Source organism: Pseudomonas putida (genome assembly GCF_003228315.1).
GTDB lineage: Bacteria > Pseudomonadota > Gammaproteobacteria > Pseudomonadales > Pseudomonadaceae > Aquipseudomonas > Aquipseudomonas putida_S.
The window spans coordinates 5,058,901-5,084,792 of sequence record NZ_CP029693.1; the positions used below are offsets into that span (position 1 = coordinate 5,058,901).

Consider the following 25,892-nt stretch of genomic DNA (forward strand, 5'->3'; position numbering starts at 1 on the left):
CATGAAATTAGCCATTGTTACTGCCTGCCCCAACGGCATGGTCACCAGTGTGCTGTGTGCCCGTTTGCTGGATGCGGCGGCCCAGCGTCAGGGTTGGATGACCTGCGTCGAAGTCAGCGATGCGGCGCATCCGGAACGCCAGTTGTCGGCAGCCACTCTCCAGGCCGCCGAATGGGTATTGCTGGTGACCAGCACCCCGGTGGACATGTCGCGATTCGTCGGCAAACGTGTCTACCAAAGCACCCCGGCCCAGGCTCTGCAGGACGTGGAAGCGGTGCTGCGCCGTGGCGCCGAAGAGGCGACTGTCTATCGCGCGCCCGAGACCACTGCCGAACCAGCTACCGTCGCCGCCAACGCACCGCGCCTGGTCGCGGTCACCGCCTGCCCGACCGGTGTCGCTCACACCTTCATGGCCGCCGAGGCCCTGCAACAGGCGGCAAAGCGCCTGGGTTATGACCTGCAAGTGGAAACCCAGGGCTCGGTCGGTGCACGCAATCCGTTGAGTGCTCAAGCGATTGCCGATGCCGATGTGGTGCTGCTGGCCGCGGACATCGAAGTGGCCACCGAGCGCTTCGCTGGCAAGAAAATCTATCGCTGCGGCACGGGCATTGCCCTCAAGCAGGCCGAGGCCACCTTGAACAAGGCGCTCGCCGAAGGCGTGCAGGAAAGCGCATCGACCGGTGCGAAAGCTCCGGTCAAGCCAGAGAAGACCGGGGTCTACAAACACCTGCTGACCGGCGTGTCGTTCATGCTGCCGATGGTGGTGGCGGGCGGCCTGATGATCGCCCTCTCATTCGTGTTCGGCATCACCGCTTTCAAGGAACAAGGCACCTTGGCCGCCGCCCTGATGCAGATCGGCGGTGACACCGCATTCAAGCTGATGGTGCCGCTGCTGGCAGGCTATATCGCCTATTCCATCGCTGACCGTCCGGGCCTGGCGCCGGGGATGATCGGCGGCCTGCTGGCGAGCACCCTGGGCGCCGGTTTCATCGGCGGGATCATTGCCGGTTTCATCGCCGGTTACGCGGCGCAGGCCATCAATCGCTACGCGCGGTTGCCGCAAAGCCTGGAGGCGTTGAAGCCGATCCTGATCATCCCGTTGCTGGCCAGTCTGTTCACCGGGCTGGTGATGATTTACGTGGTCGGCAAGCCGGTGGCGGGGATGCTCGAAGGGCTCACGCATTTCCTCGACAGCATGGGCACCACCAACGCGATTCTGCTCGGCGTGTTGCTGGGCGGCATGATGTGTGTCGACCTTGGCGGGCCGATCAACAAGGCCGCGTATGCGTTCTCGGTCGGGCTGCTGGCGTCGCAGAGTTATGCACCGATGGCGGCCACCATGGCGGCGGGCATGGTGCCGCCGATTGGCCTCGGGATCGCCACCTTCATCGCCCGACGCAAGTTCGCCCAGACCGAACGCGAGGCGGGCAAAGCGGCGCTGGTTCTGGGCTTGTGCTTCATCTCCGAAGGCGCGATTCCGTTTGCCGCCAAGGATCCGCTGCGGGTGATTCCGGCGAGCATCGCCGGTGGCGCGCTGACCGGTGCGATGTCGATGTATTTCGGCTGCAAGCTGATGGCGCCCCATGGAGGTTTGTTCGTGTTGGCGATCCCCAATGCGATCAACCATGCTTTGCTGTACTTGCTGGCGATCGTGGCGGGGAGTTTGTTGACGGCGGTGGTGTATGCGCTGGTCAAGCGGCCGGAAACAGTTGAGTTGGCGCTGGAGCCCGTCAAAGCCTGACACCGCCCCCCCTGTAGGAGCGAGCCTGCTCGCGATGGTCGCGAACGATAACGCGTTAAACCAGATACCCAGCGGTGCCTGAGGGTTTTTCGCGAGCAGGCTCGCTCCTACAGAGGCCTCGAACAACATGAGCGAATTCGACCCCGGACGCCGTCGCATCATCCAGACCGTCGGCGCCGGGCTGCTTTTACCGGGGCTGGTGCCAGCGGTAATCGCCTCGATCAAGGACCGCCCCCAGCTCACCGACGGCGTGCAATCCGGCGACCTGCTCGGCGACCGCGCGATCATCTGGAGCCGCTGCGATCGTCCGGCGCGGATGGTGGTGGAGTGGGACACCCGCAGCCTGTTTTCCAACCCCCGCCGATTCGTTTCGCCCCTGGCCGATGCCCGCACCGACTTCACCGCCCGGGTCGAGCTGACCGGGCTGCCCGCCGATCAGGCGATTTTCTACCGCGTGCAATTCGAAGATGCCCAGAGCGGGATCGCCAGCGAGCCCTGGTTCGGCCATCTGCGCAGCGTGCCCCAGGCGCGCCGCGACATTCGTTTCCTCTGGAGTGGCGACACCGCCGGCCAAGGCTTCGGCATCAACCCGGACATCGGCGGCATGCGCATCTACGAAGCCATGCGCCTGCGCCTGCCGGACTTCTTTATCCACAGCGGCGACACCATCTACGCCGACAACCCCATACCCGCGCAACTCGTCACCGAAAGCGGCCGGGTGTGGCGCAACATCACCACCGAGGCCAAGAGCAAGGTCGCTGAAACCATCGACGATTTCCGGGGCAATTACCGTTACAACCTGATGGACGAAAACATCCGTCGCTTCAATGCCGAGGTGCCGCAGATCTGGCAGTGGGACGACCACGAGGTGGTGAACAACTGGTCGCCGGGTAAACACCTGGATAAGCGTTACCAGAACAAAGATATCCACAACCTGGTGGACCACGGGCGTCAGGCCTGGCTCGAATACGCGCCCATGCGCGTGCAGAGCGCCGACGGCGGCGGGCGGATTTATCGGCAGCTCAACTACGGGCCATTGCTCGATGTGTTCGTGCTCGACATGCGCAGTTATCGCGGCGCCAATGACGAAAACCTGGGCGGTGAAAAGCCGTTTCTCGGACGTGAGCAACTGGACTGGTTGAAGGCTTCGCTCAAGGCCTCCGGCGCCCAATGGAAAGTGATCGCTGCCGACATGTCCATCGGCCTCGGGGCTCCGGATGGCGAGGTCAGCCTAGGTGTCACGCGCTGGGAGGCGGTGGCCAACGGCGACCCTGGTCCCGCTCAGGGACGAGAGTTGGAAATCGCCGAGTTGCTGGGTTTCCTGCGGGCGCAGTCAGTGCGCAATTTCCTGTTCCTGACCGCGGATGTGCACTACTGCGCCGCCCATCATTTCCACCCGGACCGTGCCGCGTTTCAGGATTTCGAGCCGTTCTGGGAATTCGTGGCCGGTCCCTTGAATGCCGGCAGCTTCGGCCCTGATGTATTGGACAAAACCTTCGGCCCGCAGGCGGTGTTCCAGAAAACCGCGCCGGTAATGAACGCTTCGCCGTTTGCCGGGTTTCAGTTTTTTGGCGAGGTGAATATCGAGGGGCTGAGCGGGGAGTTGACGGTGGTGCTGCGCGAACTGGATGGCGTGTCGGTGTTCGAACAGAAATTACAACCCGTATAACAACACCAATCCCCTGTAGGAGCTGAGCTTGCTCGCGATAGCGATCTGATACGCGACATGGATTTGTCTGTCAGACCGCTATCGCGAGCAAGCTCAGCTCCTACAGGGGCAATGGGTCAGTAAACGTCGCGGCGGTAGCGGCCCTGTTCGATCAGGCGTTCAACTTCGGCAGCGCCGAGCAGGTCATTGAGTACCTGATCAACCCCGGCAGCCATGCCCTGCAAACTGCCACAGATGTAGATCACGGCACCGTCCGCCAGCCATTTCTTCAGCTCATCGGCGGATTCGCGCAGACGATCCTGAACGTAGATTTTCTCGGCCTGGTCCCGGGAAAACGCCAGGTCCAAACGTTGCAGGTCACCCGAGATCAACCACTCTTCCAGCTCGTCACGACACAGGTAATCGTGTTCTCGGTTGCGCTCGCCGAACAACAACCATTGACGCTGTTGCCCATCGGCAATCCGCGCCTTGAGCAGGCTGCGCAGCCCGGCCAATCCCGTGCCGTTACCCAGCAGGATCATCGGCACCGGCTCGTTCGGCAGGTGGAAACCACTGTTGCGGCGAACCCGCAGGCTGATGCTGCTCCCCACCGGCGCGTGTTCGGTCAGCCAGCCGGAACCGACGCCCAGGCTGCCATCGGCGCGCAGTTCCTGACGCACGATCAGTTCGAGCACACCATCGGCCGCAATCGAGGCGATGGAGTATTCACGCATGGCCAGCGGCACCAGCGCATCCACCAGCGCCTGGGCGTGCAGGCCAACCAGATGGCTGCGGTTCTCGGGCAGCTGCCGGCTGGCCAGGGCGTGCTCCAGAGGTTGTGCCAAGCCGTCGAGGGTGATGGTCGCGCGACCGTCAATGCCCAACCCTTCGAGGAAATGCTCGATGGCCCATGGGCAATTGCGCGGCAGCACTTCCACCAGGTCACCGGCCAGCCAACTGCTGGTGGTCGGCGCGGTGAGGCCCAGCAGGTACACCGGTGAACCGGAGCTGTCCGGGTTAAGCAATTCGCGGCGGCTCAGGGTCCAGTTGTCGTAGCTCGGCGCCTGCCAGGTATCCACAGGTGCCTGCCCGGTCAGCAGCCCGAGTTGCTGCTGCCAGTGACGCAGGGCGTAAGGGTCGCCACTGTCGACTTCCACCGGGGCGAACAGGGTCTTGCCACCGTGCTCACCCAGCCAGTTGTGCAGGCGTCGAGCGAAACCGCAGAAGTGTTGGTACTGACGATCACCGAGGCCCAGTACCGCATAGTTCAGACTGTCCAGGTTCGATGCCTGGCCCAGCACCTTGCGCTCGAATCCGCGAGCGCTGTCCGGCGCTTCGCCGTCGCCGAAGGTGCTGACCACGAACAAGGCGTTGCCCGAATCCTGCAGGTCCTGTTCGCTGACGCTCGCCAGTGGCTGCACCTTCACCGGCAGGCCGGCAGCCTGCAGTTGGCCGGCGGTCTGCCACGCCAGTTGCTCGGCAAAACCGCTCTGGCTGGCGAAGCTGATCAGCCAGGCCGGAGCGTCGCTGCCCGGTTGTTCCAGGCCTTTGCGCGCATCCTTGATCTGGCGCTTTTTGCGGCGACGGTCGAGGTACAACAGCCAGCCGGTGACGAAAAACAGCGGCATGGTCAGGGCGGTGAGAGTGAGGAGGATGCGTCCGCCGATGCCGAAATAGCTGCCGGTGTGCAGCGCGTAGACACTGGTCAGCAACTGCGCCGACAGGCTTTTGTCGCTGTAACGGTCATGACGTTTGATCACGCCGGTGACCGGGTCGAGGGAGATCTGGTTCAGGGCGCGGTCGTGGGGCGAGTCTTTCAACAGATAAAAAACAGTCGCCGGTTGCCCGGCCACCGGTGGCATGCGGGTGTTGTAGAAACTCAGGCCGGGCCCCGCCGCGCTGTAGATGCTGCTCCACATCGCCGCGTAATCGGCAGTCGGCGCAGGGCCCTCGGGTGCTGGGCCACGGCCGCCGCGAACGCGTTCGTTCTGCGGGGAGTCGGAGAGCAGCCGGGTCACGCCCTTGTTGTACCACTCGTAGGACCAGGTCAGCCCGGTCAACGCCGCCAAGAGGTAAAACACCAGGCACCAGGTGCCGGCGACCGAATGCAGGTCCCAATTGAAGCTGCGACCTTTCTTCTTCCAGTCCAGGGTCAGCCAGGCGCGCCAGCTGGCCCACTGACGGGGCCAGCGCAGGTACAGGCCCGAGAGACAGAAGAACACCAGGATCAGCGTACAGGCCCCGGTGATCTGCCGACCGCTGTCACCCATGGCGAGGAAGCGGTGCAGTTGCAGCATCAGGCCGAAGAATCGCTGGCCGGTGGCGTCGCCCAGCAGTTCACCGGTATAGGGATCGAAGTAACGCATGGGGCCGCGACGTTCGCCCGGTGCGGGGGTGAAGAAGGCGCGCGCGGCCAGGTCGCTGTCGATGTCGACCGAGAGCATCGCGACTTTCAGGCCGGTCGCCGCTTCGACTTTTTCCACCAGTTCGGCGGGCGGCAGCACACCGGCGACCTGCTTCTGCACCTGCAACACAGAAGGGTTCATGGCGTACAGAATTTCATCCTGAAACGACACCGTCGCTCCGGTAATGCCCATCAGGGCCAGGACGAGCCCTGCGCTGATGCCAAAAAACCAGTGCAACTGGAACAGGGTTTTCTTCAACACGTCGCTCGCCTTGTTCATTCGAAGATAGTCATCACGGCGCGCATTATGATGCCGTGGGTTGTCGAGAAACATTCTTTTTTACACACGAAAACCCCGGTCACCAGAGTGAGCGGGGCATCTGCGTTCACGCTGTCCTGTAGGAGCGAGCCTGCTCGCGATGAACGGGAGAGCGACGCGGGGAGTCAGGTTGACCTCGTTATCGTTCACGACCATCGCGAGCAGGCTCGCTCCTACAGGAGGTGGCTTTTACTTTTCCATCAGAAGTGGAAGTTGGTGCTCAACAGCGCCGTACGGCCCGCCGCCTGGTTGGCGAAGTGGGTCGAGAACGCCTTGTCGTAGTAGGTTTCGTCGGTCAGGTTCTGCACGTTCAGTTGCAGGTCGATGTTTTTGGTCAGCTTGTAGGCGGCCATCGCATCGTAGCGAACGTAGGAATCGACCATGGTGGTGTTGGCCACGCTGCCGAACACGTCGTCGACGTAGAACGCACCGCCACCGATGGTCAGCTTTGGCGTGACCTGATAGGTCGTCCACAGGCTGGCGCTGTTTTTCGGCGTGTTAGGCAGTTCGTTGCCGTCGTTGGCCTTGTTGGCCGCCAGCGGGCCGCCGTCGATCTGCTCGCTGTCCATGTAGGCGTAGCCGGCGAAGACTTGCCATTTGTCGGTCAGCTTGCCGGTGGCCGACAGCTCGAAACCTTGAACGCGGGTCTTGCCGACGTTTTCGTACGAGGTGGTGTTGGTCTGCACACGGGCGTTTTCTTTCTCGGTGCGGAAAATGTCGGCGGTCAGCGACAGACGATCATTCATCAGGTCCCACTTGGTACCGATTTCGTAGTTCTTGGTGGTTTCCGGCTCCATGTCGCTGCTCAGCAGGTTGCCGTTGCGATCCGGAGTGCCGCCCAGCGGGTTGCCGTCCATGCCTTCGCCCAGGGTTGCGCCCGGTGGTGTGGCGGAGGTGGCGTAGGACGCATAGATGCTGCCGTTTTCCGCCGGCTTGTAGACCACACCGAACTGACCGGTGACGAACTCGCTGACATCATCACCCTTGTTGGTGGTGGCGCCATTGGCGGTGTAGGTCTTGTAGTCGGTGTCGAAATGGTCGTAGCGCAGGCCCATGTTCACCAGCCACTGCTCGTTCAACTCCAGGGTGTCGAACACATACAGCGCGTAGGTGTTGGCCTTGGTGTCGGTACCGGCGTAGTTGCGCGAGATCGCACCGTTCCACGGGTCGTTCGGGTTCGGGTTGGACAGCGAGGTGCAGTTGTAGCCGCTTGGCGCGCCGATCAGGGCCGGCGAGCAGTTGGTGCTGGAGTTGCCCGGCGACGATGGCGTGGTGTCGGTGTTGACGTTGTACGAGGACTTCTTGCTTTCCTCGCGGCTCAACTCGATACCGGTGGCGAAGCTGTTCTTGAAGCCGGCGATGTACACATCACCAAACAGATCGGTCTGGTTGGTGGTGGTCTCGGTGTTGCTCACGCGAGTGTTCGCACGACGCCAGACGCTGCCATTGTTGACGTTACCCTTGCTGTCGTCCGGCTGGGTCAGGATGTAGTCCTGCATGCTGGTGCCGTGGCGCAGGGTGTTCTTGACGGTCAGCGCGTCGCTCAGGTCGTGCTCGACAGAGATGGTCGCGGTGTCGGTACGGCCCTTGCGGAAGTCGCGGTCATTCAAGCCGTAGAAGTTGCTGCTGTTGCCACCGTCATCCGGCTTGTCCGGATTGGCCTTGGTACGGGCCGCGGAACCTGCGGTCGGGATCGAGTACGGAATGCCCGAGTCCGGCAAGTCGTTACTTTCCAGATGGTAGTAGTCGAGGTTGACGCGAGTGTCGGTGCCCAGGCCGAAGGCCAGGGAAGGCGCGACGCCCCAGCGGTCGTAGTTGACGCTCTGGCGCCCGGCGACGTTGCTTTCGTGGCTCATCAGGTTCAGACGGCCGGCGGCGGTGTCGGAGAACTGATAGTTGCCATCCAGGGTGTAACGCTGGGTCTGGTCCGAACCCCAGGTGAAGCCACCGTCGAACGAATTGCCCAGGTGTGCTTTCTTGCTCACCAGGTTGATGCTGCCGCCAGCAGCGCCCCGGCCACCGATGGCCGAGTTCGGGCCCTTGCTGACTTCGATCGATTCGACGGCGAAGATTTCGCGGCTCTGCGAACCGGTATCGCGCACACCGTCCAGGTAGGTATCGCCCTGGGCGTCGAAGCCGCGAATGAACGGACGGTCGCCCTGTGGGTTGCCGCCTTCACCGGCACCGAAGGTGATGCCTGGCACGGTGCGCAGTGCGTCCTGCATGTTCAGGGCGCCGGTGTCTTTCAGAACTTGTTGCGGGATGACCGTGATCGAACGAGGGGTGTCGACCAGCGGTGCGGTGTACTTGGGCGAAGAGGCTTTCTCGACGTTGTAGGTGGTCTCGTCCTGGGCTTCGCCGGTGATCGAGGTCGCACCCAGCGAAATGGTGTTGCTTGGCGCTTTCTCGTCGGTTTTTTCAGCAGCGAAGACCATGTGGCCCGCAGAACCGGCAGTGAGGGCCACGCCAATTGCAGAAGCGAGCAGACGTGGCGAGCTGACCGGTAGTTGTGGGTATTGCCGTGACATTTGATTCCCCTTCCCCAAGGATTTGAGGCCGCGGAATATAGGGTAGACGCGTCTTTGTATCAATTGCGAAACGTTACTATTCGCACTGAATTTACATTCTTTACAATTTGACCTTACGGTTTTTACTGTTTCGTTCGTCTTGCGGGTTTTACACGGGCAATAAGAATCAATACCATTGGCGCCCCTTTGCATCCAGGCGCCTTTTCCATGCTGTTGCACATTCCCGGTTTGTTCGACAAAGAAGAAGTGCAGCGCATCCGCGAGGCTCTGGAACAGGCCGATTGGGCTGATGGCAAGATTACGGCCGGCTATCAGTCAGCCAAGGCCAAGCACAATCTCCAGCTGCCGGAAGGGCATCCGCTGGCCAAGGAGATCGGCGCGGCGATGCTGGACCGCTTGTGGAAAAACCCGCAGTTCATGTCGGCGGCGCTGCCGCACAAGGTCTTTCCGCCGTTGGTGAACTGTTACACCGCCGGTGGCAGTTTCGATTTCCACATCGACAATGCCGTGCGCCAGCCCAAGGGCAGCATCGAGCGGGTACGCACCGATCTGTCGGCCACGCTGTTTTTCAGTGAGCCCGAGGATTACGACGGCGGCGAACTGGAAATCCAGGACACCTTCGGCACGCAACGAGTGAAATTGCCCGCCGGCGACATGGTGCTGTACCCCGGCACCAGCCTGCACAAGGTCAATCCCGTGACCCGTGGCGCCCGCTATGCCTCCTTCTTCTGGACCCAGAGCCTGGTGCGCGAAGACAGCCAGCGCGCGCTGCTGTTCGAGATGGACGGGGCGATCCGGCAACTGACCCAGGATGTGCCGGACCATCCGTCGTTGATCCGCCTGACCGGCACCTATCACAACCTGCTGCGTCGGTGGGTTGAGGTATGAGTTTTCTGTTGCGCCGCGAAGAGGTGCTCGACGGCGAACGCCTCAAGGCCATGCTCGAGGAAAGCCCGGCCCGTGCCGCCCAGGCGATCCTGATGGCGGCCCGCGAAGGGCTCGTCGATGCCCAGGCGCTGCTCGGGCAAATTTTGCTGGACGGTCGAGGGATTGCGCAGGACCAGCCGTTGGCGCTGCGCTGGTTCGACATCGCCGCCCGGCAGGGGCACCTGATGGCGCGCAACATGCTGGGGCGCTGCTACGAGCACGGTTGGGGATGCGCGGCTGATGCTTCTCTTGCTGCACGACATTATCGAGTCGCGGCAGACGCCGGTCTGGACTGGGCCATGTACAACTACGCGAACCTGCTGGCGACCGGGCGTGGTGTTGGCGAGGATCAGGAGCAGGCATTGGATCTGTATCGTCGCGCCGCTGAACTGGGCCATGCGAAATCGATGAACCTGCTGGGGCGGTATCTGGAAGAAGGGCGCGTTTGCCCGGCAGATGCCAAAGCGGCCCGCGACTGGTACCGACGTTCGGCGGTGGGTGGAGATTTTCGTGGGCAGTTCAGTTATGCGGCTGTGCTGGCGGATGAAGGCAATATCGAAGAAGCACTTGTTTGGCTCCACAAGGCGCTCGCTGACGGAAATCTGAACTTCCTGCGGGTGGCGAGTGAAGCGTTATCCAGTGCTACAGACCCGAGGATTCAAGCATTATCGGTTGAATATCATCAAAAGACAGTGTGGTTGAGTGATGAGAAAAATCGACTTACTCGTGAGGCTTTGGTCGATGTAGATACTGGAAACGTGGTTAATCATGAGGTTGTTCAGGCTTGGGCAGACGCTTTAAACACTGATGATCCATTTCCTTTACCACGTAAATAGCCCTCTAAACATTACTTGGATTGTTCTCACGCAGAGTTTGGAAGTGCGAAATCTGCGACCGCCCCAAGTGACTGTAGGAGCAAGGCTTGCCCGCGATGAGGCCGGCATATTCAACATTGTTGTCGCCTGACACTGATTGACCTGTAGGAGCTGCCGAAGGCTGCGATCTTTTGATCTTGCTTCTAAAAATCAAAGTCAAAAGATCGCAGCCTTCGGCAGCTCTACAGGTGTTTCGCCGATTTTCAGGCACAAAAAAGCCCATGACAGGTCATGGGCTTTTTGCTTTCTGCGTATAGCGCTTACACGTAGAAGGACTTCAGCGGCGGGAAGCCGTTGAATTCAACTGCGCTGTAGCTGGTGGTGTAGGCACCGGTCGACAGCCAGTACAGGCGGTCACCGATGGCCAGGTTCAGCGGCAGGCCGTACTTGTAGTTTTCGTACATGATGTCGGCGCTGTCGCAGGTCGGGCCGGCGATCACGACTTCTTCCACTTCGCCTTTCTTTTCGGTCCAGATCGGGAACTTGATGGCTTCGTCCATGGTTTCGATCAGGCCGGAGAATTTGCCCACGTCGGTGTATACCCAGCGCTCGACGGCGGTGCGGGATTTACGCGCGACCAGTACCACTTCGCTGACCAGGATGCCGGCGTTGGCGATCAACGAACGGCCTGGCTCCAGGATGATTTCCGGCAGGTCGTCACCGAAGTCTTCCTTGAGGAAGCGGATGATTTCCTCGGCGTAGGTTTCCAGGCTGTTGGTACGGGTGATGTAGTTGGCCGGGAAGCCACCACCCATGTTGATCAGCTTCAGTTCGATGCCGTCTTCTTCTTTCAGACGTTCGAAGATTACTTTGACCTTGGCGATCGCCGCGTCCCAGACGCTGATGTCACGCTGCTGCGAACCCACGTGGAACGACACGCCGTAAGGCACCAGACCCAGGTCGCGAGCCAGGATCAGCAGGTCCATGGCCATGTCGGTCTGGCAGCCGAACTTGCGCGACAAAGGCCAGTCGGCGGTGGTCGAGCCTTCGGTCAGGATGCGCACGTAGACTTTCGAGCCCGGGGCGGCCTTGGCGATGTTGCGCAGGTCCGCTTCGGAGTCGGTGGCGTACAGGCGCACGCCCTTGTCGTAGAAGTAACGGATGTCCTTGGACTTCTTGATGGTGTTGCCGTAGCTGATCTGGTCGGGGCTGACGCCGCGGCTCAGCACTTTGTCCAGCTCATAGATAGAGGCGATGTCGAAGCTCGAGCCTTTCTCTTTCAGCAGGTCGATGATTTCGACAGCCGGGTTGGCCTTGACCGCGTAGTAGACCTTGGCGAATTCGAAACCGGCGCGCAGGTCGTCGTAGGCCTGGCTGATCATGCCGGTGTCGATCAATACGAACGGGGTTTCTTGCTTGTCGGCGAACGCCTTCATTTTTTGAAAGGTTTCGCGCGCGAAATAGTCTTCGACCTGGATCGACATGCTGGGAACTCCTACTGGCAAACTGAAATTATCAATGGGTGCAAATGAACGTCCTCCGTATCCCCACTTTGGTTCGCCTACTTCCCAAGGCATGTCGCCGAAAGCAAAAAGGCCATGGGTCGCAGCCCTTGGCCTTGCTGTCTCGTCGTCAGTACTTGAGCCGGATGGATCGTTTCCAGCATGGACGTTCGGCGCGAACTTTAGGGCGTGAGGGGCTCGAGATCAACAAAAAATGTCGCGTTTTTGCACTTGTCTGACGCGCGTTGCCGCCAGCTCACTTTGTACTCGACACAGATGACAGGCGGATGTTCCCGGAGAATTGCGCAGTGTTAAAAATACCTGCACGTTCGACGCTTTTGCTCGCCAGATCGTAGATGACTACGATGGTGTCAACTTCGGCGACGATGGGCGCGAGAAGGTTGGCTGAGCGAAGTTTTGACGGTTTCGGCAGGTCTTTCTGGAGGCTGTTTGAAGAGACGGGTGTTGATATTTTTTTCCGGCCCGCGAGGTACGAAAAAATTGAATAGAACCTGTGGGAGCGAGCTTGCTCGCGATGACAATTTCATGGCCGACATCAACATTGGCTGAAAGATAGTTATCGCGAGCAGGCTCGCTCCTACAGGTTTTGCATTTTTATGCGATTACAGCCTCGGCCGGCGACACGATATTGGTCTTCATGCCGCGCGAACGACCCGAGCTCAGATAAGCCGCAATCGACTCCTGAGTCACCTCGCCCAAAAACACCCGATCGGCATCCATCACCGGCAACCACGCCCGATTGAACTCGTACATCCGCGACAACAGGATGCGCAAATGCTCGTCGTACGCCGCCGTTGCATTGAATTCTCGCAGGTATTGGCCGCAGGTGCCGGTCTGACGGTGCAGGTCGCGACGTCGTACATAACCCAGCGCCTTGTTCTCGGCACAGGTGACCACCACGTAGCGTCGGTCGTGCTCGTCCATCAATTCCAGCGCCTCGGCCACCGGGGTTTCCGGGCTGACGGAGGGTGCGTTGTCCGCCGCATCTTCGGCTTTCACCAGCAGCAGGCGCTTGAGGGTGCTGTCCTGGCCGACGAAGTTGCTGACGAAATCGTCCACAGGGTGGGCGAGCAGGGTGTCCGGGTGGTCGATCTGCAGCAGCTTGCCGGCGCGGAAGATCGCGATCTTGTCACCGAGCTTGATCGCTTCGTCGATGTCATGACTGACCATGATCACCGTCTTGTTCAGCGCCCGCTGCATCTCGAAGAACTCGTTCTGAATCATTTCACGGTTGATCGGGTCGACCGCGCCGAACGGTTCGTCCATCAGCAACAGCGGCGCATCGGCCGCCAGCGCGCGAATCACGCCGATCCGCTGCTGCTGACCACCGGACAATTCACGGGGGTAACGGTGCAGATACTGCTTGGGCTCCAGCTTGATCATGCTCATCAGTTCGCGGGCGCGGTCGTGGCATTTCTGTTTGTCCCAGCCCAGCAGTTTCGGCACGACCACGATGTTCTCTTCGATGGTCATGTTCGGAAACAGGCCGATCTGCTGAATCACATAACCGATGTTGCGCCGCAGGGTCACGGCGTCGAGGTCGGTGGTGTCTTCACCGTTGATCAGGATCTTGCCCGAGGTGGGTTTGATCAGGCGGTTGATCATTTTCAGCGTGGTGCTTTTGCCGCAACCCGAAGGCCCGAGGAACACGCAGATCTCGCCTTCATTGACGGTCAGGCTCACCGAGTCCACGGCTTTTACATCCTTGCCGTTGCTTTGGAAGGTCTTGCTGAGGTTTTGAAGTTCGATCATTTCAGGAGTCCTTTTGGAGTCAACGAGCGTTGCAGCAGTTGCAGGATCAGGTCGGCGACGATGGCCAGCACACTGACCAGTACGGCGCCGACGATCAGCATCGACATGTCGCTGCGGCTGATGGAGGCAAGGATAAGTACGCCAAGGCCACCGGCACCGATGGTCGCGGCGATGGTCATGACGCCGATGTTCATGACCACCGCGGTGCGTACGCCGGCCAGAATCACCGGCACGGCGATCGGCAGTTCAACCATGCGCAGGCGCTGGCCGAAGGTCATGCCGATACCGCGCGCGGCTTCGCGGATGCCCGGCTCGACGCCGGTCAAGGCCAGGTAGGTGTTGCGCATGATCGGCAGCAGCGAATAGAGAAACACGGCGGTGATCGCCGGCATCGGCCCCAGGCCCTGGCCGAATTTCGAATAGAACGGCAGCAGCAGGCCGAACAGGGCAATCGACGGTACGGTCAGCAACACGGTGGCACTGGCCTGCAAGGGGCCGGCGAGGCTCGGGAAGCGCGTCATCAGAATGCCCAGCGGCACACCCACGACAATCGCCAGGGTGACGGCAATGCCGACCAGGGTGATGTGCTGCCAGGTCAGGTGCATGACCTGCTGCCAGTCGAGATGGGAAAAGGCGTTGAAAAATTCCATGACTTTTCCTCCTTAATTGAGTGGGTGCTGGCGCAGGAAATCGGCGGCCACGGTGGAGGGGCTTTCATGGTCGACATCCACCCGCGCATTGAGCTGGCGCATGGTCTCGTCATCGAACAGTTCGGCCAGCGGCTTGAGCTGTTCAGCCAATTGCGGATGGGCATCGAGAAACGCCTGACGCACTACCGGGGCGGCGGTGTAGTCCGGGAAGTAGTGCTTGTCGTCTTTAAGCAGCTTGAGCTTGAAGGCGTTGAGGCGACCGTCGGTGGTGTAGACCAGTCCGGCGAACACCTGGCCGTTGCGCAGCGCGGTGTACACCAGTCCGGCGTCCATCTGGCGGATGTTCTTGCGCGTCAGGTTCATGCCGTAAAGCTGGACCATGCCGCCCAAGCCATCGGAGCGGTTGGCGAACTCGGTATCCAGGGCAACCAGGTGGTTGGTATCCGCCTCGTCACGCAGCGCCTTGTTGAGGTCGCTGATGCTGTTGATCTGCGGGTACTCGTCCGCGACGTTTTTCGGCAGGGCGAGGGCGTAGGTGTTGCTGAATTTCGACGGGGTGAGCCAGACCAGGCCTTTTTTCGCGTCGAGTTCTTTTACCCGGGCGTAGGACTGTTCGCTGTCGAGTTTGTCAGTGACATGGTTGTAGGCCACCAGCGACACGCCGGTGTATTCCCAGAGCATGTCCAGTTGTCCGCTTTCGTGGGCGCTGCGGGCCAGGTTGCTGCCCAGGCCGCCGGTCACTTGAACGTCGTAGCCCTTGGTGCGCAGGTATTGCGAGGTGATTTCCGCCAGCAGGGTCTGTTCGGTGAACACCCGGGCGCCGATGCGGATCAGCGGTTTATCGGCGGCGTGGGCAAATCCTGCGCACAGCAGGACGCAGCCCAGTAAAAAGCTTGATGTTTTCATGAGTATTCCTTTGCCGGGGCTTAAGACGGGCGCAGCCCGCGTTCGAGCCAGAGGCGGCTGGCGCCTGTCACCAGGCCGTCGAGCAACAAGGCCAGCAGCGCGGTGCAGGCTGCGCCGAGCAATAGCTGCGGCTGATTGTTCAGGGCGATGCCGGGGAAAATCAGGCTGCCCAGGCTGTTGGCGCCGATCAGGAACGCCAGCGGCGCCGTCCCGACGTTGATCGCCAGCGCCACGCGCACGCCACCGATGATGATCGGCACGGCGTTTGGCAGTTCGACTTTCCACAGCACCTGGCGCGGGGTCATGCCGATGCCGACGGCGGCTTCCTTGAGCGAACCCTGGACGTTTTTCAGGCCTTCGTAGGTGTTGCGCACGATGGGCAGGAGTGAAGCGAGGAACAGGGCGAAGATCGCCGGGCCACTGCCGATCCCGAGCACGCCCAGGGCAATGGCGAGTACCGCCAGCGGCGGAATGGTGTTGCCGATGTTGAAGATCTGCATGAAGCGTTCGGCACGCGCGACGCGGGTCGGACGGCTGAGGAAGATGCCGGCGGGGAGGCCCACGACAAGGGCGGCCAGCATGGAGGCGAGGACGAGTAGCAGATGAGCTTGCAGGTAAAACAACAGATCGTCGCGGTAATGTTCGATCGTATCGATGCCGATCCAGTGGATCAGCAGGGCCAGAAGGGCGATTACCAGCGCGCCTCCTATCAGCCCTTTGCCATGGTGGATAGCCACAGGCGGACTCCTTTTTTTCAGTCGGCGAACGCAGTCCCGTGTGGCAGGCCATCATTGGCTGCCGGGCAGGGCGTTCGCGAGAAGCAGCTCATGCCGAGCGCGTTCTACTGTAGGAGCGAGCCTGCTCGCGATGGACGTCAACGATAACGCGGGGCATCTGGATGCAAGCGTTGTCTGGACGTTTTTCGCGAGCAGGCTCGCTCCTACAGGTGAATGCGTACGGCTTTTCGAGCCATGAGCACAGCCTCGTCAGGCCGTTTTGCAGGTGTTGCTGGCCCCCGACGAGTGGTCGTAACAGGGGAGTGGACGTCTCCGTGCTTTAAAAGGTTCCCATCTGAAGCAGCATTTGGCCACCCCTAATGTGCTCAACGGTTCGGTTCTTCGTTCAACTTGGGCTATAATCTGCGCCCTTTTTTGAATCACCTGCCAGGCGATTTCCCATGACCAAACAGGCCGCCGAAGTCGCGAAACGCCGCACTTTCGCCATTATTTCCCACCCCGACGCCGGTAAAACCACCATCACCGAAAAGCTCTTGCTGATGGGCAAGGCGATTGCGGTGGCCGGTACGGTGAAATCCCGCAAGTCCGACCGCCATGCCACCTCCGACTGGATGGAAATGGAAAAGCAGCGGGGTATCTCGATTACCACGTCGGTCATGCAGTTCCCGTATCGCGAGCACATGATCAACCTGCTCGACACCCCGGGCCACGAAGACTTCTCCGAAGACACCTACCGCACCCTGACCGCGGTGGACTCGGCCTTGATGGTCCTCGACGGCGGTAAGGGTGTAGAGCCACGGACCATCGCCCTGATGGACGTCTGCCGCCTGCGTGACACGCCGATCGTCAGCTTCATCAACAAACTCGACCGTGACATTCGCGACCCGATCGAACTGCTCGACGAAATCGAAGCGGTCCTGAAGATCAAGGCCGCGCCGATCACCTGGCCGATCGGTTGCTACCGTGATTTCAAGGGTGTGTATCACCTCGCCGGCGACTACATCATTGTCTACACCGCCGGTCACGGTCACGAACGCACCGAGACCAAGATCATCGAGAAGCTCGACTCCGATGAAGCGCGTGCGCATCTGGGTGACGAGTACGAGCGTTTCCTCGAACAGCTTGAACTGGTTCAGGGCGCCTGCCACGAGTTCAACCAGCAGGAGTTCCTCGACGGTCACATGACCCCGGTGTTCTTCGGTACCGCGCTGGGCAACTTCGGTGTCGATCACGTCCTCGACGCTGTGGTCGACTGGGCCCCGCGCCCGCTGCCACGGGTGGCCAACGAGCGCACCGTGGAGCCGGTGGAAGAGAAGTTCTCGGGCTTCATCTTCAAGATCCAGGCGAACATGGACCCCAAACACCGCGACCGTATCGCCTTCATGCGTATCTGCTCCGGCAAGTACGAAAAAGGCATGAAGATGCGCCACGTGCGCACCGGCAAGGACGTGCGCATCGGCGACGCCCTGACGTTCTTCTCCTCCGAGCGTGAGCAACTGGAAGAGGCCTACGCGGGCGACATCATCGGTCTGCACAACCACGGCACGATCCAGATCGGCGACACCTTCAGCGAAGGCGAAACCCTGGGCTTCACCGGCATCCCGCACTTCGCCCCGGAACTGTTCCGCCGCGTGCGCCTGAAGGATCCGCTGAAATCCAAGCAACTGCGCCAGGGTCTGCAACAGCTGGCCGAAGAAGGCGCGACCCAGGTGTTCTTCCCCGAGCGCAGCAACGACATCATCCTCGGCGCCGTGGGTGTGCTGCAGTTCGACGTGGTCGCCAGCCGCCTGAAAGAGGAATACAAGGTCGAATGCTCCTACGAGCCGATCACCGTGTACTCCGCGCGCTGGGTCGATTGCAGCGACAAGAAGAAGCTCGAGGAATTCTCCAACAAGGCCGTGGAAAACCTGGCACTGGACGGCGGCGGTCACCTGACCTACCTGGCGCCAACGCGGGTGAACCTGGCGCTGATGGAAGAGCGCTGGCCGGACGTGAAATTCCGTGCGACGCGTGAGCATCACTAAGCGTTGAGCTGAAACACCGAAAACCCCGTTGCGAAAGCTGCGGGGTTTTTTATTGCCTGCTCATTACCCTGTAGGAGCGAGCCTGCTCGCGATGGTCTCAAGCACACCGCGTTTATCCAGGCAGCACACGTCATCGTTGGCGTCCATCGCGAGCAGGCTCGCTCCTACAGGAAGAACCGTTGGTTATAGGCCTTATTCAAAACCAATCTCTGCAACCACCGCATTCCGTCCCTTCGTTAGCGTCCTATCTGGAGAACCGGTCTGATCGGAACTAGATTTCACTCAGCGCCAGACAGGCCCTCAAGAAAGGATGGATTCGACCATGAACAAGTTGCTGCGGGTTTTATTGCTGTTGAAGGTGGTGGTGATGTTGTCCCTCGGGACGTCGATGGCCTGGGCCGAATGTGAGAACCACGATACGCAGGCGTCGAGCGGGCAGGTGGGGCATGGCGGATTGATGCTTGCTGCGTCTGACTCCGAGGCCGGTGACAAGGGGCAGGGTGGCAGCGAGGGCGATGATGACTCGACCACCGATGAACCGGATTCCGATGATTCCGACGAAGGTGATAGCCAGACGTAGGTTTGAGGCAAAAGAAAACCCCTGCTTTCCGACTGATGCGCAATCGAATGGGAAGGGGTTGGGTCAGCACAAATCCCTGTAGGAGCGAGCCTGCTCGCGATGGCGTCCTGTCATTCAGCATGTATACCGACTGACAGACCGCTATCGCGAGCAGGCTCGCTCCTACAGTTTTTCGTTTACGCCGCGCCGTCGAGGAACTGCTCGGCGTAGTGGCACGCTACCTGGCGCGTATCGAGCTGGCGCAAGGCCGGCTCTTCGCTGCTGCAACGCTCGGTCGCGTACGGGCAGCGCTTGTGGAACGCGCAGCCTGGTGGCGGGTTCAGCGGGTTGGGCAGCTCACCGACGATCTTGATTTTCGGCTTCGACGGATCCGGGTGAATGGTCGGGGTCGCCGACAGCAGTGCCTGGGTGTACGGGTGCAGGGGACGGGCGTAGATGTCCTCTTTCGGACCGATTTCCACCGGGCGACCGAGGTACATCACCATCACGTCATCGGCCACATGCTGCACCACGGCCAGGTTGTGGGAGATGAACACGTAACCGGTGTTGAACTCCTGCTGCATGTCCATGAACAGGTTCAGCACCTGGGCCTGGATCGATACGTCCAGCGCCGAGGTCGGTTCGTCCGCCACCAGCACTTTCGGTTGCAGCATCATCGCGCGGGCCAGGGCGATCCGCTGGCGCTGGCCGCCGGAGAACATGTGCGGATAACGCTGGTAGTGCTCGGGACGCAAGCCCACCTGCTTCATCATCGCCTGGACTTTCTCGCGACGTTCGGCGGCCGACAGGTTGGTGTTGATCAGCAGCGGCTCGGCCAGTTGATCACCGATTTTCTGCCGCGGGTTGAGCGAGGCGTACGGACTCTGGAACACCATCTGCACGTCTTTGCGCAGTTGCTTGCGCTGGGCCTTGTCGGCGCCGGCCACTTCCTGGCCGGCGATTTTCAGGGAACCCGAGGACGGCTCTTCGATCAGGGTCAGGGCACGGGCCAAAGTGGATTTGCCGCAGCCCGACTCACCGACGACGGCGAGGGTCTTGCCGGCTTCGAGCTCGAACGACACACCGTTGAGGGCGCGCACGGTGGCGTAACCCTTGAACAGGCCACGGGACACTTCGTAGTGACGGGTCAGGTCGCGGGCGGTAAGTACGACGGCCATTACGCCACCTCCTGGTTCAGCGGGTAGAAGCAGCGGGCGAGGCTGTTGCTTTTCGGGTCAAGGGTAGGGCGCTGCGCACGGCAGCTGTCCTGCACGTACGGGCAGCGCGGCGACAGCAGGCAGCCCTGCGGACGGTCGTAACGGCCCGGGACGATGCCCGGCAGGGTCGACAGGCGCGAGGCGCCCAGGCTGTGTTCCGGGATCGCCTTGAGCAGTGCTTCGCTGTACGGGTGCGCCGGGATGTCGAACAGTTGCGGTACCTGGCCGACTTCAACGGCCTGACCTGCGTACATCACGCACACGCGCTGGGCGGTTTCGGCCACGACGGCGAGGTCGTGGGTGATCAGCACCAGGCCCATGTTCTGCTCTTTCTGCAGGGCCAGCAGCAGCTCCATGATCTGCGCCTGGATGGTCACGTCCAGCGCGGTGGTCGGCTCGTCGGCGATCAGCAGTTTCGGTTCGCCGGCAATTGCCATGGCGATCGCGACACGCTGGCTCATACCACCGGACAGTTGATGCGGGTAAGCGTCCATACGGCTGGCCGCGCCCGGGATTTCAACTTTCTGCAGCAGTTCGATGGCGCGCTGGCGGGCGGCCTTACCGGACAGTTTCAGGTGCAGGCGCAGTACTTCTTCAATCTGGAAGCCCACGGTGTAGCTCGGGTTCAGCGCAGTCATCGGATCCTGGAACACCATCGCCAGGTCTTTGCCGACGATCTGCCGGCGCTGGCGATTGCTCAGCTTGAGCATGTCCTTGCCGTCAAAGCTGAGCGAGTCGGCGGTGACGATCCCCGGGTGCTCGATCAGGCCCATCAGCGCCATCATGGTCACGGACTTGCCGGAACCGGACTCGCCAACGATGGCCAGCACTTCGCCCTTGTCCACCTTCAGGTCGAGGCCGTCGACGACCGGTGTGGCGTTCTTGTCGCCGAAGCGAACGTTGAGATTCTTGATTTCTAGCAGTGACATGGGAATCTCCTCAGGCGGCGTTCTTGAGTTTCGGGTCCAGCGCGTCGCGCAGGCCGTCACCCATCAAGTTGATTGCCAGCACGCTGAGCAAAATGGTCAAACCAGGCAGGCTCACTACCCACCAGGCGCGTTCGATGTAGTCGCGGGCCGAGGCCAGCATGGTGCCCCACTCAGGGGTTGGCGGTTGTACGCCAAGGCCGAGGAAGCCCAGGGCGGCGGCATCGAGAATCGCCGAGGAGAAGCTCAGGGTTGCCTGAACGATCAGTGGCGCCATGCAGTTGGGCAGCACGGTCACGAACATCAGGCGTGGCAGGCCGGCACCGGCGAGGCGCGCGGCGGTCACGTAGTCGCGGTTCAGCTCGCCCATCACCGCGGCGCGGGTCAGACGAACATAGGACGGCAAGGACACCACGGCGATGGCGATCACGGTGTTGATCAGGCCTGGGCCGAGGATGGCGACGATCGCCACGGCCAGCAGCAGCGATGGCAGGGCCAGCATGATGTCCATCAGACGCATGATGGTCGGGCCGATCATTTTCGGGAAGAAACCGGCGAACAGACCCAGCAGGATCCCCGGGATCAGCGACATCACCACCGACGACAGGCCGATCAGCAGCGACAGGCGCGAACCCTGGATCAGGCGCGACAGCAGATCGCGACCCAGTTCATCGGTGCCCAGCAGGAACTGCATTTGTCCGCCTTCCAGCCAGGCTGGCGGGGTCAGCAGGAAGTCACGGAACTGCTCGCTCGGGTCATGGGGGGCCACCCATGGAGCGAAGATGGCGCAGAAAATCACCAGCAGCATGAACAGCAGGCCGGCGACGGCGCCCTTGTTCTTGGCAAACGCTTGCCAGAATTCCTTGTACGGCGATGGGTACAGCAGGCTTTGATCCGCGGCGGTGGCGGCGGTGGCTACTGAGGATGTTGGAGTGCTCATGAATATTGACCTCAGCGCTGATGACGGATGCGTGGGTTGGCAAAGCCGTAGAGGATGTCCACTACGAAGTTGACCAGAATCACCAGGCAGGCGATTAACAGGATGCCGTTTTGTACGACTGGATAGTCGCGGGCGCCGATGGCTTCGATCAGCCATTTGCCGATGCCCGGCCAGGAGAAGATGGTTTCGGTCAGGACCGCACCGGCCAACAGAGTGCCGACTTGCAGGCCGACCACAGTCAGTACCGGAATCAGCGCGTTACGCAGGCCGTGCACGAATACCACGCGTGCCGGCGACAGGCCTTTGGCCTTGGCGGTACGGATGTAGTCCTCACGCAGTACTTCGAGCATCGAGGAACGGGTCATCCGGGCGATCACCGCCAGTGGAATGGTGCCCAGGACGATGGCCGGCAGGATCAGGTGGTGCAGGGCATCGGCGAACGCGCCTGGCTCGTCAGCCAGCAGCGTGTCGATGAGCATGAAGCCGGTACGCGGCTCGATGTCGTACAGAAGGTCGATCCGCCCGGACACCGGGGTCCAGCCCAGGGACACCGAGAAGAACATGATCAGGATCAGGCCCCACCAGAAGATTGGCATCGAATATCCCGCCAGGGAGACGCCCATCACCCCGTGGTCGAACAGTGATCCTCGCTTGAGTGCCGCGATCACCCCGGCCAGCAGGCCCAGGATGCCGGCGAACAGCAGTGCGGCCATGGACAGTTCCAGGGTCGCGGGGAACAGGGAAGTGAACTCGGTCCAGACGCTTTCACGGGTACGCAGGGATTCTCCCAGATCGCCGTGGGCCAGTTTGCCGACGTAATCCAGGTACTGGACGTACAGCGGTTTGTTCAGACCAAGGCGTTCCATTGCCTGAGCGTGCATTTCGGGGTCGACCCGACGTTCTCCCATCATGACTTCCACTGGGTCGCCAGGGATCATGCGAATCAACGCGAAAGTCAGCAGCGTGATGCCGAAGAACGTGGGGATCAGTAACCCCAGTCGGCGGGCAATAAAACTAAACATCGTGTGGTGTACCTCATCAGCCGGTTAGGCGTGCCCGGCAGGCCTGGGATCAGGCGTGCCGGGAGTTTTCTTATTTACTTCACCTGGGTGGTGGCGAAGTTATTCGTGGTGAGGGGGCTAATGTGATAGCCCTCTACGTTGTTACGCATTGCGGTGAACATTCTAGTGTGCGCCATGCTGATCCATGGCTGGTCCTGGTTAAAAATAACCTGAGCCTGTTCGTACAACGCTGCACGCTCGGCCGGGTCGGTTTTCTCCCTGGCCTGGTCGATCAGGGCCTGGAATTTGTCATTGCACCAGCGTGCGTAGTTTTCGCCGTTCTTGGCCGCTTCGCAACTGAGCATAGGCGTTAGGAAGTTATCCGGGTCGCCGTTATCGCCCGCCCATCCGGCCGAAACCATGTCGTGCTCGCCGTTTTTCGCGCGTTTGAGCATTTCGCCCCATTCCATCACGCGGATGTCGATCTTGATGCCGACCTTGGCAAGGTCCGCCTGCATCATCTGCGCGCCGAGCATCGGGTTCGGGTTGGTCGGGCCGCCACCATTGCGGGTGAACAGGGTGAAAGTGGTGCCTTCCGGCACGCCGGCTTCCTTGAGCAGGGCGCGGGCCTTGTCCAGGTCCCGTGGCGGGTTTTTCAGGCTGTGGTTGTAGCCCAGCAGGGTATCCGGGTACGGGTTGACGCCGACGGTGGCGTTGCCCTTGCCGAACAGCGCGTTGACGTAGGCTTCCTTGTCGAAGGCGATGTCGATGGCTTTGCGCACGCGCACGTCGCTCATGTACTTGTGCGTGGTGTTCATGGCGATGTACGAAACGGTCATCGCGTTCAGTTCATCGACCTTCAGTTTGTCGTCTTTCTTGATGCTCGGAATGTCATCCGGCTTGGGGTACAGCGCAACCTGGCACTCGTTGGCCTTGAGCTTTTGCAGGCGCACGTTGTTGTCGGTGGCGATGGCCAGGATCAGCGATTCGGCCGGTGGCTTGCCACGGAAATAGTCCGGGTTGGCCTTGAAGCGAACCTGGGCGTCCTTGTTGTAGCGCTGGAAGACGAACGGGCCGGTGCCGATCGGCTTGTTGTTCAGATCGCCGGTCTTGTTGGCCTTGAGCAACTGGTCGGCGTACTCGGCGGAGTAGATCGAGGAGAAGGCCATGGCGATGTCGGCCAGGAATGGCGCTTCCTGACGGGTCAGAGTGAATTTGACCGTGTTGTCGTCGACTTTCTCGACGCTTTTGAGCAGTTCCTTGAAGCCCATGCTTTCAAAGTACGGGAAGCCCACGCTCGAGAGTTTGTGCCACGGATGGTTCGGGTCCAGCTGGCGCTGGAAACTCCAGACCACGTCGTCGGCATTCATGTCGCGGGTCGGCTTGAAGTATTCGGTGCTGTGAAACTTGACGCCCTTGCGCAGATGGAACGTGTAAGTCAGGCCGTCAGCGCTGATGTCCCAGGATTCGGCCAGTGCCGGAATCACTTCGGTGGTGCCGGGCTTGAAGTCCGCCAGGCGATTGAAGATGGTTTCGGCCACCGCATCGGCTGTGACTGCAGTGGTGTACTGGACCATGTCGAAGCCTTCGGGGCTGGCCTCGGTGCAAACCACCAGGGGTTTGGCCGATACGCCAACCGCGACACTCAGCAAGGCGGCCGCGATGGCCGCACGTAGGGGAAGCATTTTCATCAAGAACCCTCTGCAATCGGTTAAAGGACAAAAGCCGGTCGGCTGATTCTTTGTGGAATCAGCCGACCGGCCGGTGCATTACAGAATGTTGAATGGAACAGTGGTCACGAGACGGAACTCGTTGATGCTGCCGTCAGCCTGGTTTTCGCTGGCACGGTGAGCGGTGTAGGTCGCGCGAACAGTGGTGGCCTTGAGCGGGCCGCTCTGTACGGCGTAGGAAGCACCGATGCCGTATTCGTAGTGGTGTTCGCCATCCTGGCTCTGGATGCCGTCGTAGCCCTTGCCAGCCACACCGCCGTTGCCGGTGTAGTGGGTGCCGTCGATGCCCCAACCGCGAGCCTGATAGATGTTGAACTTCAGGCCCGGCACGCCGTATTCGGCCATGTTCAGGCCGTAGGCGACCTGGAAGGATTTCTCGTTCGGGCCGTTGAAGTCCGACAGCAGGGAGTTGGCCAGGTAGATACCGTTGGTTTCGTGCAGGTAGTCGAAGTACTCGTTACCGTTAATTTCCTGATACGAGAAGGTCAGGCTGTGGGCCTGGTGGGTCAGGCCGAACGACAGGGAGTAAGTGTCGTTGTCGATGTCGCCGATCAACGCCTTACCCTGTTCCTTGGTTTTGTAGTAGTTCAGGCCGGTGGTCAGGCTCAGTATCTGGCTGTCGCCCAGTACGTGAGTGGCGCCGAAGTAGTACTGGTTCCAGATGTCCTCGGCCTGGGTGGCCCACAGGCTGGTGGTCAGGCTGGCGAACGGGGTGTAGGTGATGCCGCCGGTGTAGACGTGATCGGTCTCGACGATGCCGTTGGCGTATTCGGTGCGGAATTTACGCTGGCTTTCTTCGGTACGCGGGGAGTTGCGGTCGAAGGTGGCCAGGTCGAATTGCAGGTTGTTCAGCTCTTCGCTGTGGATCGCCACACCCTCGAAGCTCGATGGCAGCGCACGGTTACCGATGACATCGACCATCGGGCTGCTGAAGTTCATGCGACCGGCTGTCAGGGTGGTGTTGGAAACGCGAGCCTTGACGTTGGCCAGGCCCAGCTTGCTCCACTGGCCTTGAGCGTCGCCGCCTTCCTTGGTCAGGGTACGGTTGTTGCCCGCGCCTGGACGAGTGCCCGGTGCGCCACCGTTGTTGGACGCCAGGTTCTCGCGATCACGTTCCAGGGCGATGGCGTTGTAGGCCGCCACTTCGGTGCTGAAACCGACGGTGCCTTCGGTGAAGCCCGAGTTGTACTTGACGATGGTGCCCTGAACCCAGTTGATACGACGGTCGGTTGGAGTCGACACGCCGTCTTTCTTGTAGGCGAATTTACCGCCGCGCTGCAGTTGTTCGTTGGCGTACCAGTTGCGTGTGGTACCGCTGATCGACTGGCCTTCGAGGAAGCCAGTGGCTTCAGCCTGGGCGGTTTTCTCGTTCACGGTAACCGGGGTGAACGCCTGGCTTTGAGTTTCAGCGTAAGCCGTTGCGGTGACGCTGCTGATGGCCAGGGCCAGTATTGCGGTGCTGCTCAGTTTCATGGGTGAAGCTCCTTACTTTCTTTATTTTTATGCCGGTCTTATGGGTGATCCGGCTATTTGCTTTGGAACTCA

The 25,892-nt window shown here is 60.8% G+C and carries 19 protein-coding genes; 6 read left to right on the forward strand and 13 right to left on the reverse strand.

The genetic code is table 11. The features are described 5' to 3' along the window. Window position 1: 1 nt before the first annotated feature. On the forward strand, window positions 2-1,741 hold the full coding sequence (locus tag DKY63_RS23640) for a PTS fructose-like transporter subunit IIB (protein WP_110966311.1): 1,740 nt from the start codon (window positions 2-4) through the stop codon (window positions 1,739-1,741). Between the two features lie 127 nt (window positions 1,742-1,868). Continuing rightward, entirely contained in the window at window positions 1,869-3,410 is a 1,542-nt protein-coding gene (locus DKY63_RS23645; protein WP_110966312.1) for an alkaline phosphatase D family protein, read from the forward strand. Between the two features lie 116 nt (window positions 3,411-3,526). Here DKY63_RS23645 and DKY63_RS23650 read toward each other — a convergent pair whose 3' ends face one another. Together DKY63_RS23650 and DKY63_RS23655 are read right to left on the reverse strand one after the other, a co-directional pair. Beyond that, on the reverse strand, window positions 3,527-6,055 hold the full coding sequence (locus DKY63_RS23650; RefSeq protein ID WP_110967968.1) for a PepSY domain-containing protein: 2,529 nt from the start codon (window positions 6,053-6,055) through the stop codon (window positions 3,527-3,529). Between the two features lie 257 nt (window positions 6,056-6,312). Continuing rightward, window positions 6,313-8,640, reverse strand: a complete 2,328-nt coding sequence (locus DKY63_RS23655) for a TonB-dependent receptor (RefSeq protein WP_110966313.1) — start codon at window positions 8,638-8,640, stop codon at window positions 6,313-6,315. 207 nt (window positions 8,641-8,847) lie between these two features. Here DKY63_RS23655 and DKY63_RS23660 point away from each other — a divergent pair, with 207 nt between their 5' ends. Continuing rightward, complete coding sequence (locus tag DKY63_RS23660; RefSeq protein WP_110966314.1) at window positions 8,848-9,528, forward strand: Fe2+-dependent dioxygenase; 681 nt, start codon at window positions 8,848-8,850, stop codon at window positions 9,526-9,528. Then, window positions 9,525-10,403, forward strand: coding sequence for a tetratricopeptide repeat protein (locus DKY63_RS23665; RefSeq protein WP_110966315.1), 879 nt, complete (start codon window positions 9,525-9,527; stop codon window positions 10,401-10,403). The genes DKY63_RS23660 and DKY63_RS23665 overlap by 4 nt, the downstream gene beginning before the upstream one ends. A 299-nt stretch (window positions 10,404-10,702) precedes the next feature. Here the strand turns inward: DKY63_RS23665 and DKY63_RS23675 are convergent, their stop codons facing one another. From DKY63_RS23675 to DKY63_RS23695, 5 genes are all read right to left on the reverse strand, one after another. Beyond that, window positions 10,703-11,866, reverse strand: coding sequence for a type III PLP-dependent enzyme (locus tag DKY63_RS23675; RefSeq protein ID WP_110966316.1), 1,164 nt, complete (start codon window positions 11,864-11,866; stop codon window positions 10,703-10,705). A gap of 633 nt (window positions 11,867-12,499) precedes the next feature. After that, window positions 12,500-13,657 carry a betaine/proline/choline family ABC transporter ATP-binding protein gene (locus tag DKY63_RS23680; protein WP_110966317.1) on the reverse strand — a complete coding sequence of 386 codons (1,158 nt, stop codon included), beginning with the start codon at window positions 13,655-13,657 and terminating at the stop codon, window positions 12,500-12,502. Next, a complete protein-coding gene (locus DKY63_RS23685; protein WP_110966318.1) occupies window positions 13,654-14,307 on the reverse strand; it encodes an ABC transporter permease in 654 nt (217 codons plus the stop codon). The genes DKY63_RS23680 and DKY63_RS23685 overlap by 4 nt, the downstream gene beginning before the upstream one ends. Window positions 14,308-14,319: 12 nt before the next feature. Next, window positions 14,320-15,213 carry a glycine betaine ABC transporter substrate-binding protein gene (locus tag DKY63_RS23690; RefSeq protein ID WP_110966319.1) on the reverse strand — a complete coding sequence of 298 codons (894 nt, stop codon included), beginning with the start codon at window positions 15,211-15,213 and terminating at the stop codon, window positions 14,320-14,322. Window positions 15,214-15,233: 20 nt separating this feature from the next. Further along, window positions 15,234-15,950: an ABC transporter permease gene (locus DKY63_RS23695; protein WP_110966320.1), complete on the reverse strand. Its 717-nt coding sequence runs from the start codon at window positions 15,948-15,950 to the stop codon at window positions 15,234-15,236. A gap of 440 nt (window positions 15,951-16,390) precedes the next feature. Between DKY63_RS23695 and DKY63_RS23700 the strand changes: the two genes are divergently transcribed. Further along, on the forward strand, window positions 16,391-17,974 hold the full coding sequence (locus DKY63_RS23700; protein WP_110966321.1) for a peptide chain release factor 3: 1,584 nt from the start codon (window positions 16,391-16,393) through the stop codon (window positions 17,972-17,974). A 322-nt stretch (window positions 17,975-18,296) separates the two neighbouring features. Continuing rightward, window positions 18,297-18,554, forward strand: a complete 258-nt coding sequence (locus DKY63_RS23705; protein WP_110966322.1) for a hypothetical protein — start codon at window positions 18,297-18,299, stop codon at window positions 18,552-18,554. 176 nt (window positions 18,555-18,730) lie between these two features. Here DKY63_RS23705 and DKY63_RS23710 read toward each other — a convergent pair whose 3' ends face one another. From DKY63_RS23710 to DKY63_RS23735, 6 genes are all read right to left on the reverse strand, one after another. Next, window positions 18,731-19,711, reverse strand: a complete 981-nt coding sequence (locus DKY63_RS23710; RefSeq protein WP_110966323.1) for a peptide ABC transporter ATP-binding protein — start codon at window positions 19,709-19,711, stop codon at window positions 18,731-18,733. Beyond that, window positions 19,711-20,679, reverse strand: a complete 969-nt coding sequence (locus tag DKY63_RS23715) for an ABC transporter ATP-binding protein (protein ID WP_110966324.1) — start codon at window positions 20,677-20,679, stop codon at window positions 19,711-19,713. The genes DKY63_RS23710 and DKY63_RS23715 overlap by 1 nt, the downstream gene beginning before the upstream one ends. 10 nt (window positions 20,680-20,689) lie before the next feature. Further along, window positions 20,690-21,616, reverse strand: coding sequence for an ABC transporter permease subunit (locus DKY63_RS23720; protein ID WP_110966325.1), 927 nt, complete (start codon window positions 21,614-21,616; stop codon window positions 20,690-20,692). Window positions 21,617-21,627: 11 nt separating this feature from the next. Then, window positions 21,628-22,638 (reverse strand): ABC transporter permease subunit, encoded by a 1,011-nt coding sequence (locus DKY63_RS23725; protein ID WP_110966326.1) that lies wholly within the window; start codon window positions 22,636-22,638, stop codon window positions 21,628-21,630. A 74-nt stretch (window positions 22,639-22,712) separates the two neighbouring features. Further along, complete coding sequence (locus tag DKY63_RS23730) at window positions 22,713-24,308, reverse strand: ABC transporter substrate-binding protein (RefSeq protein ID WP_110966327.1); 1,596 nt, start codon at window positions 24,306-24,308, stop codon at window positions 22,713-22,715. Between the two features lie 78 nt (window positions 24,309-24,386). Continuing rightward, window positions 24,387-25,820, reverse strand: coding sequence for an OprD family porin (locus DKY63_RS23735; RefSeq protein WP_110966328.1), 1,434 nt, complete (start codon window positions 25,818-25,820; stop codon window positions 24,387-24,389). Window positions 25,821-25,892: the final 72 nt, after the last annotated feature.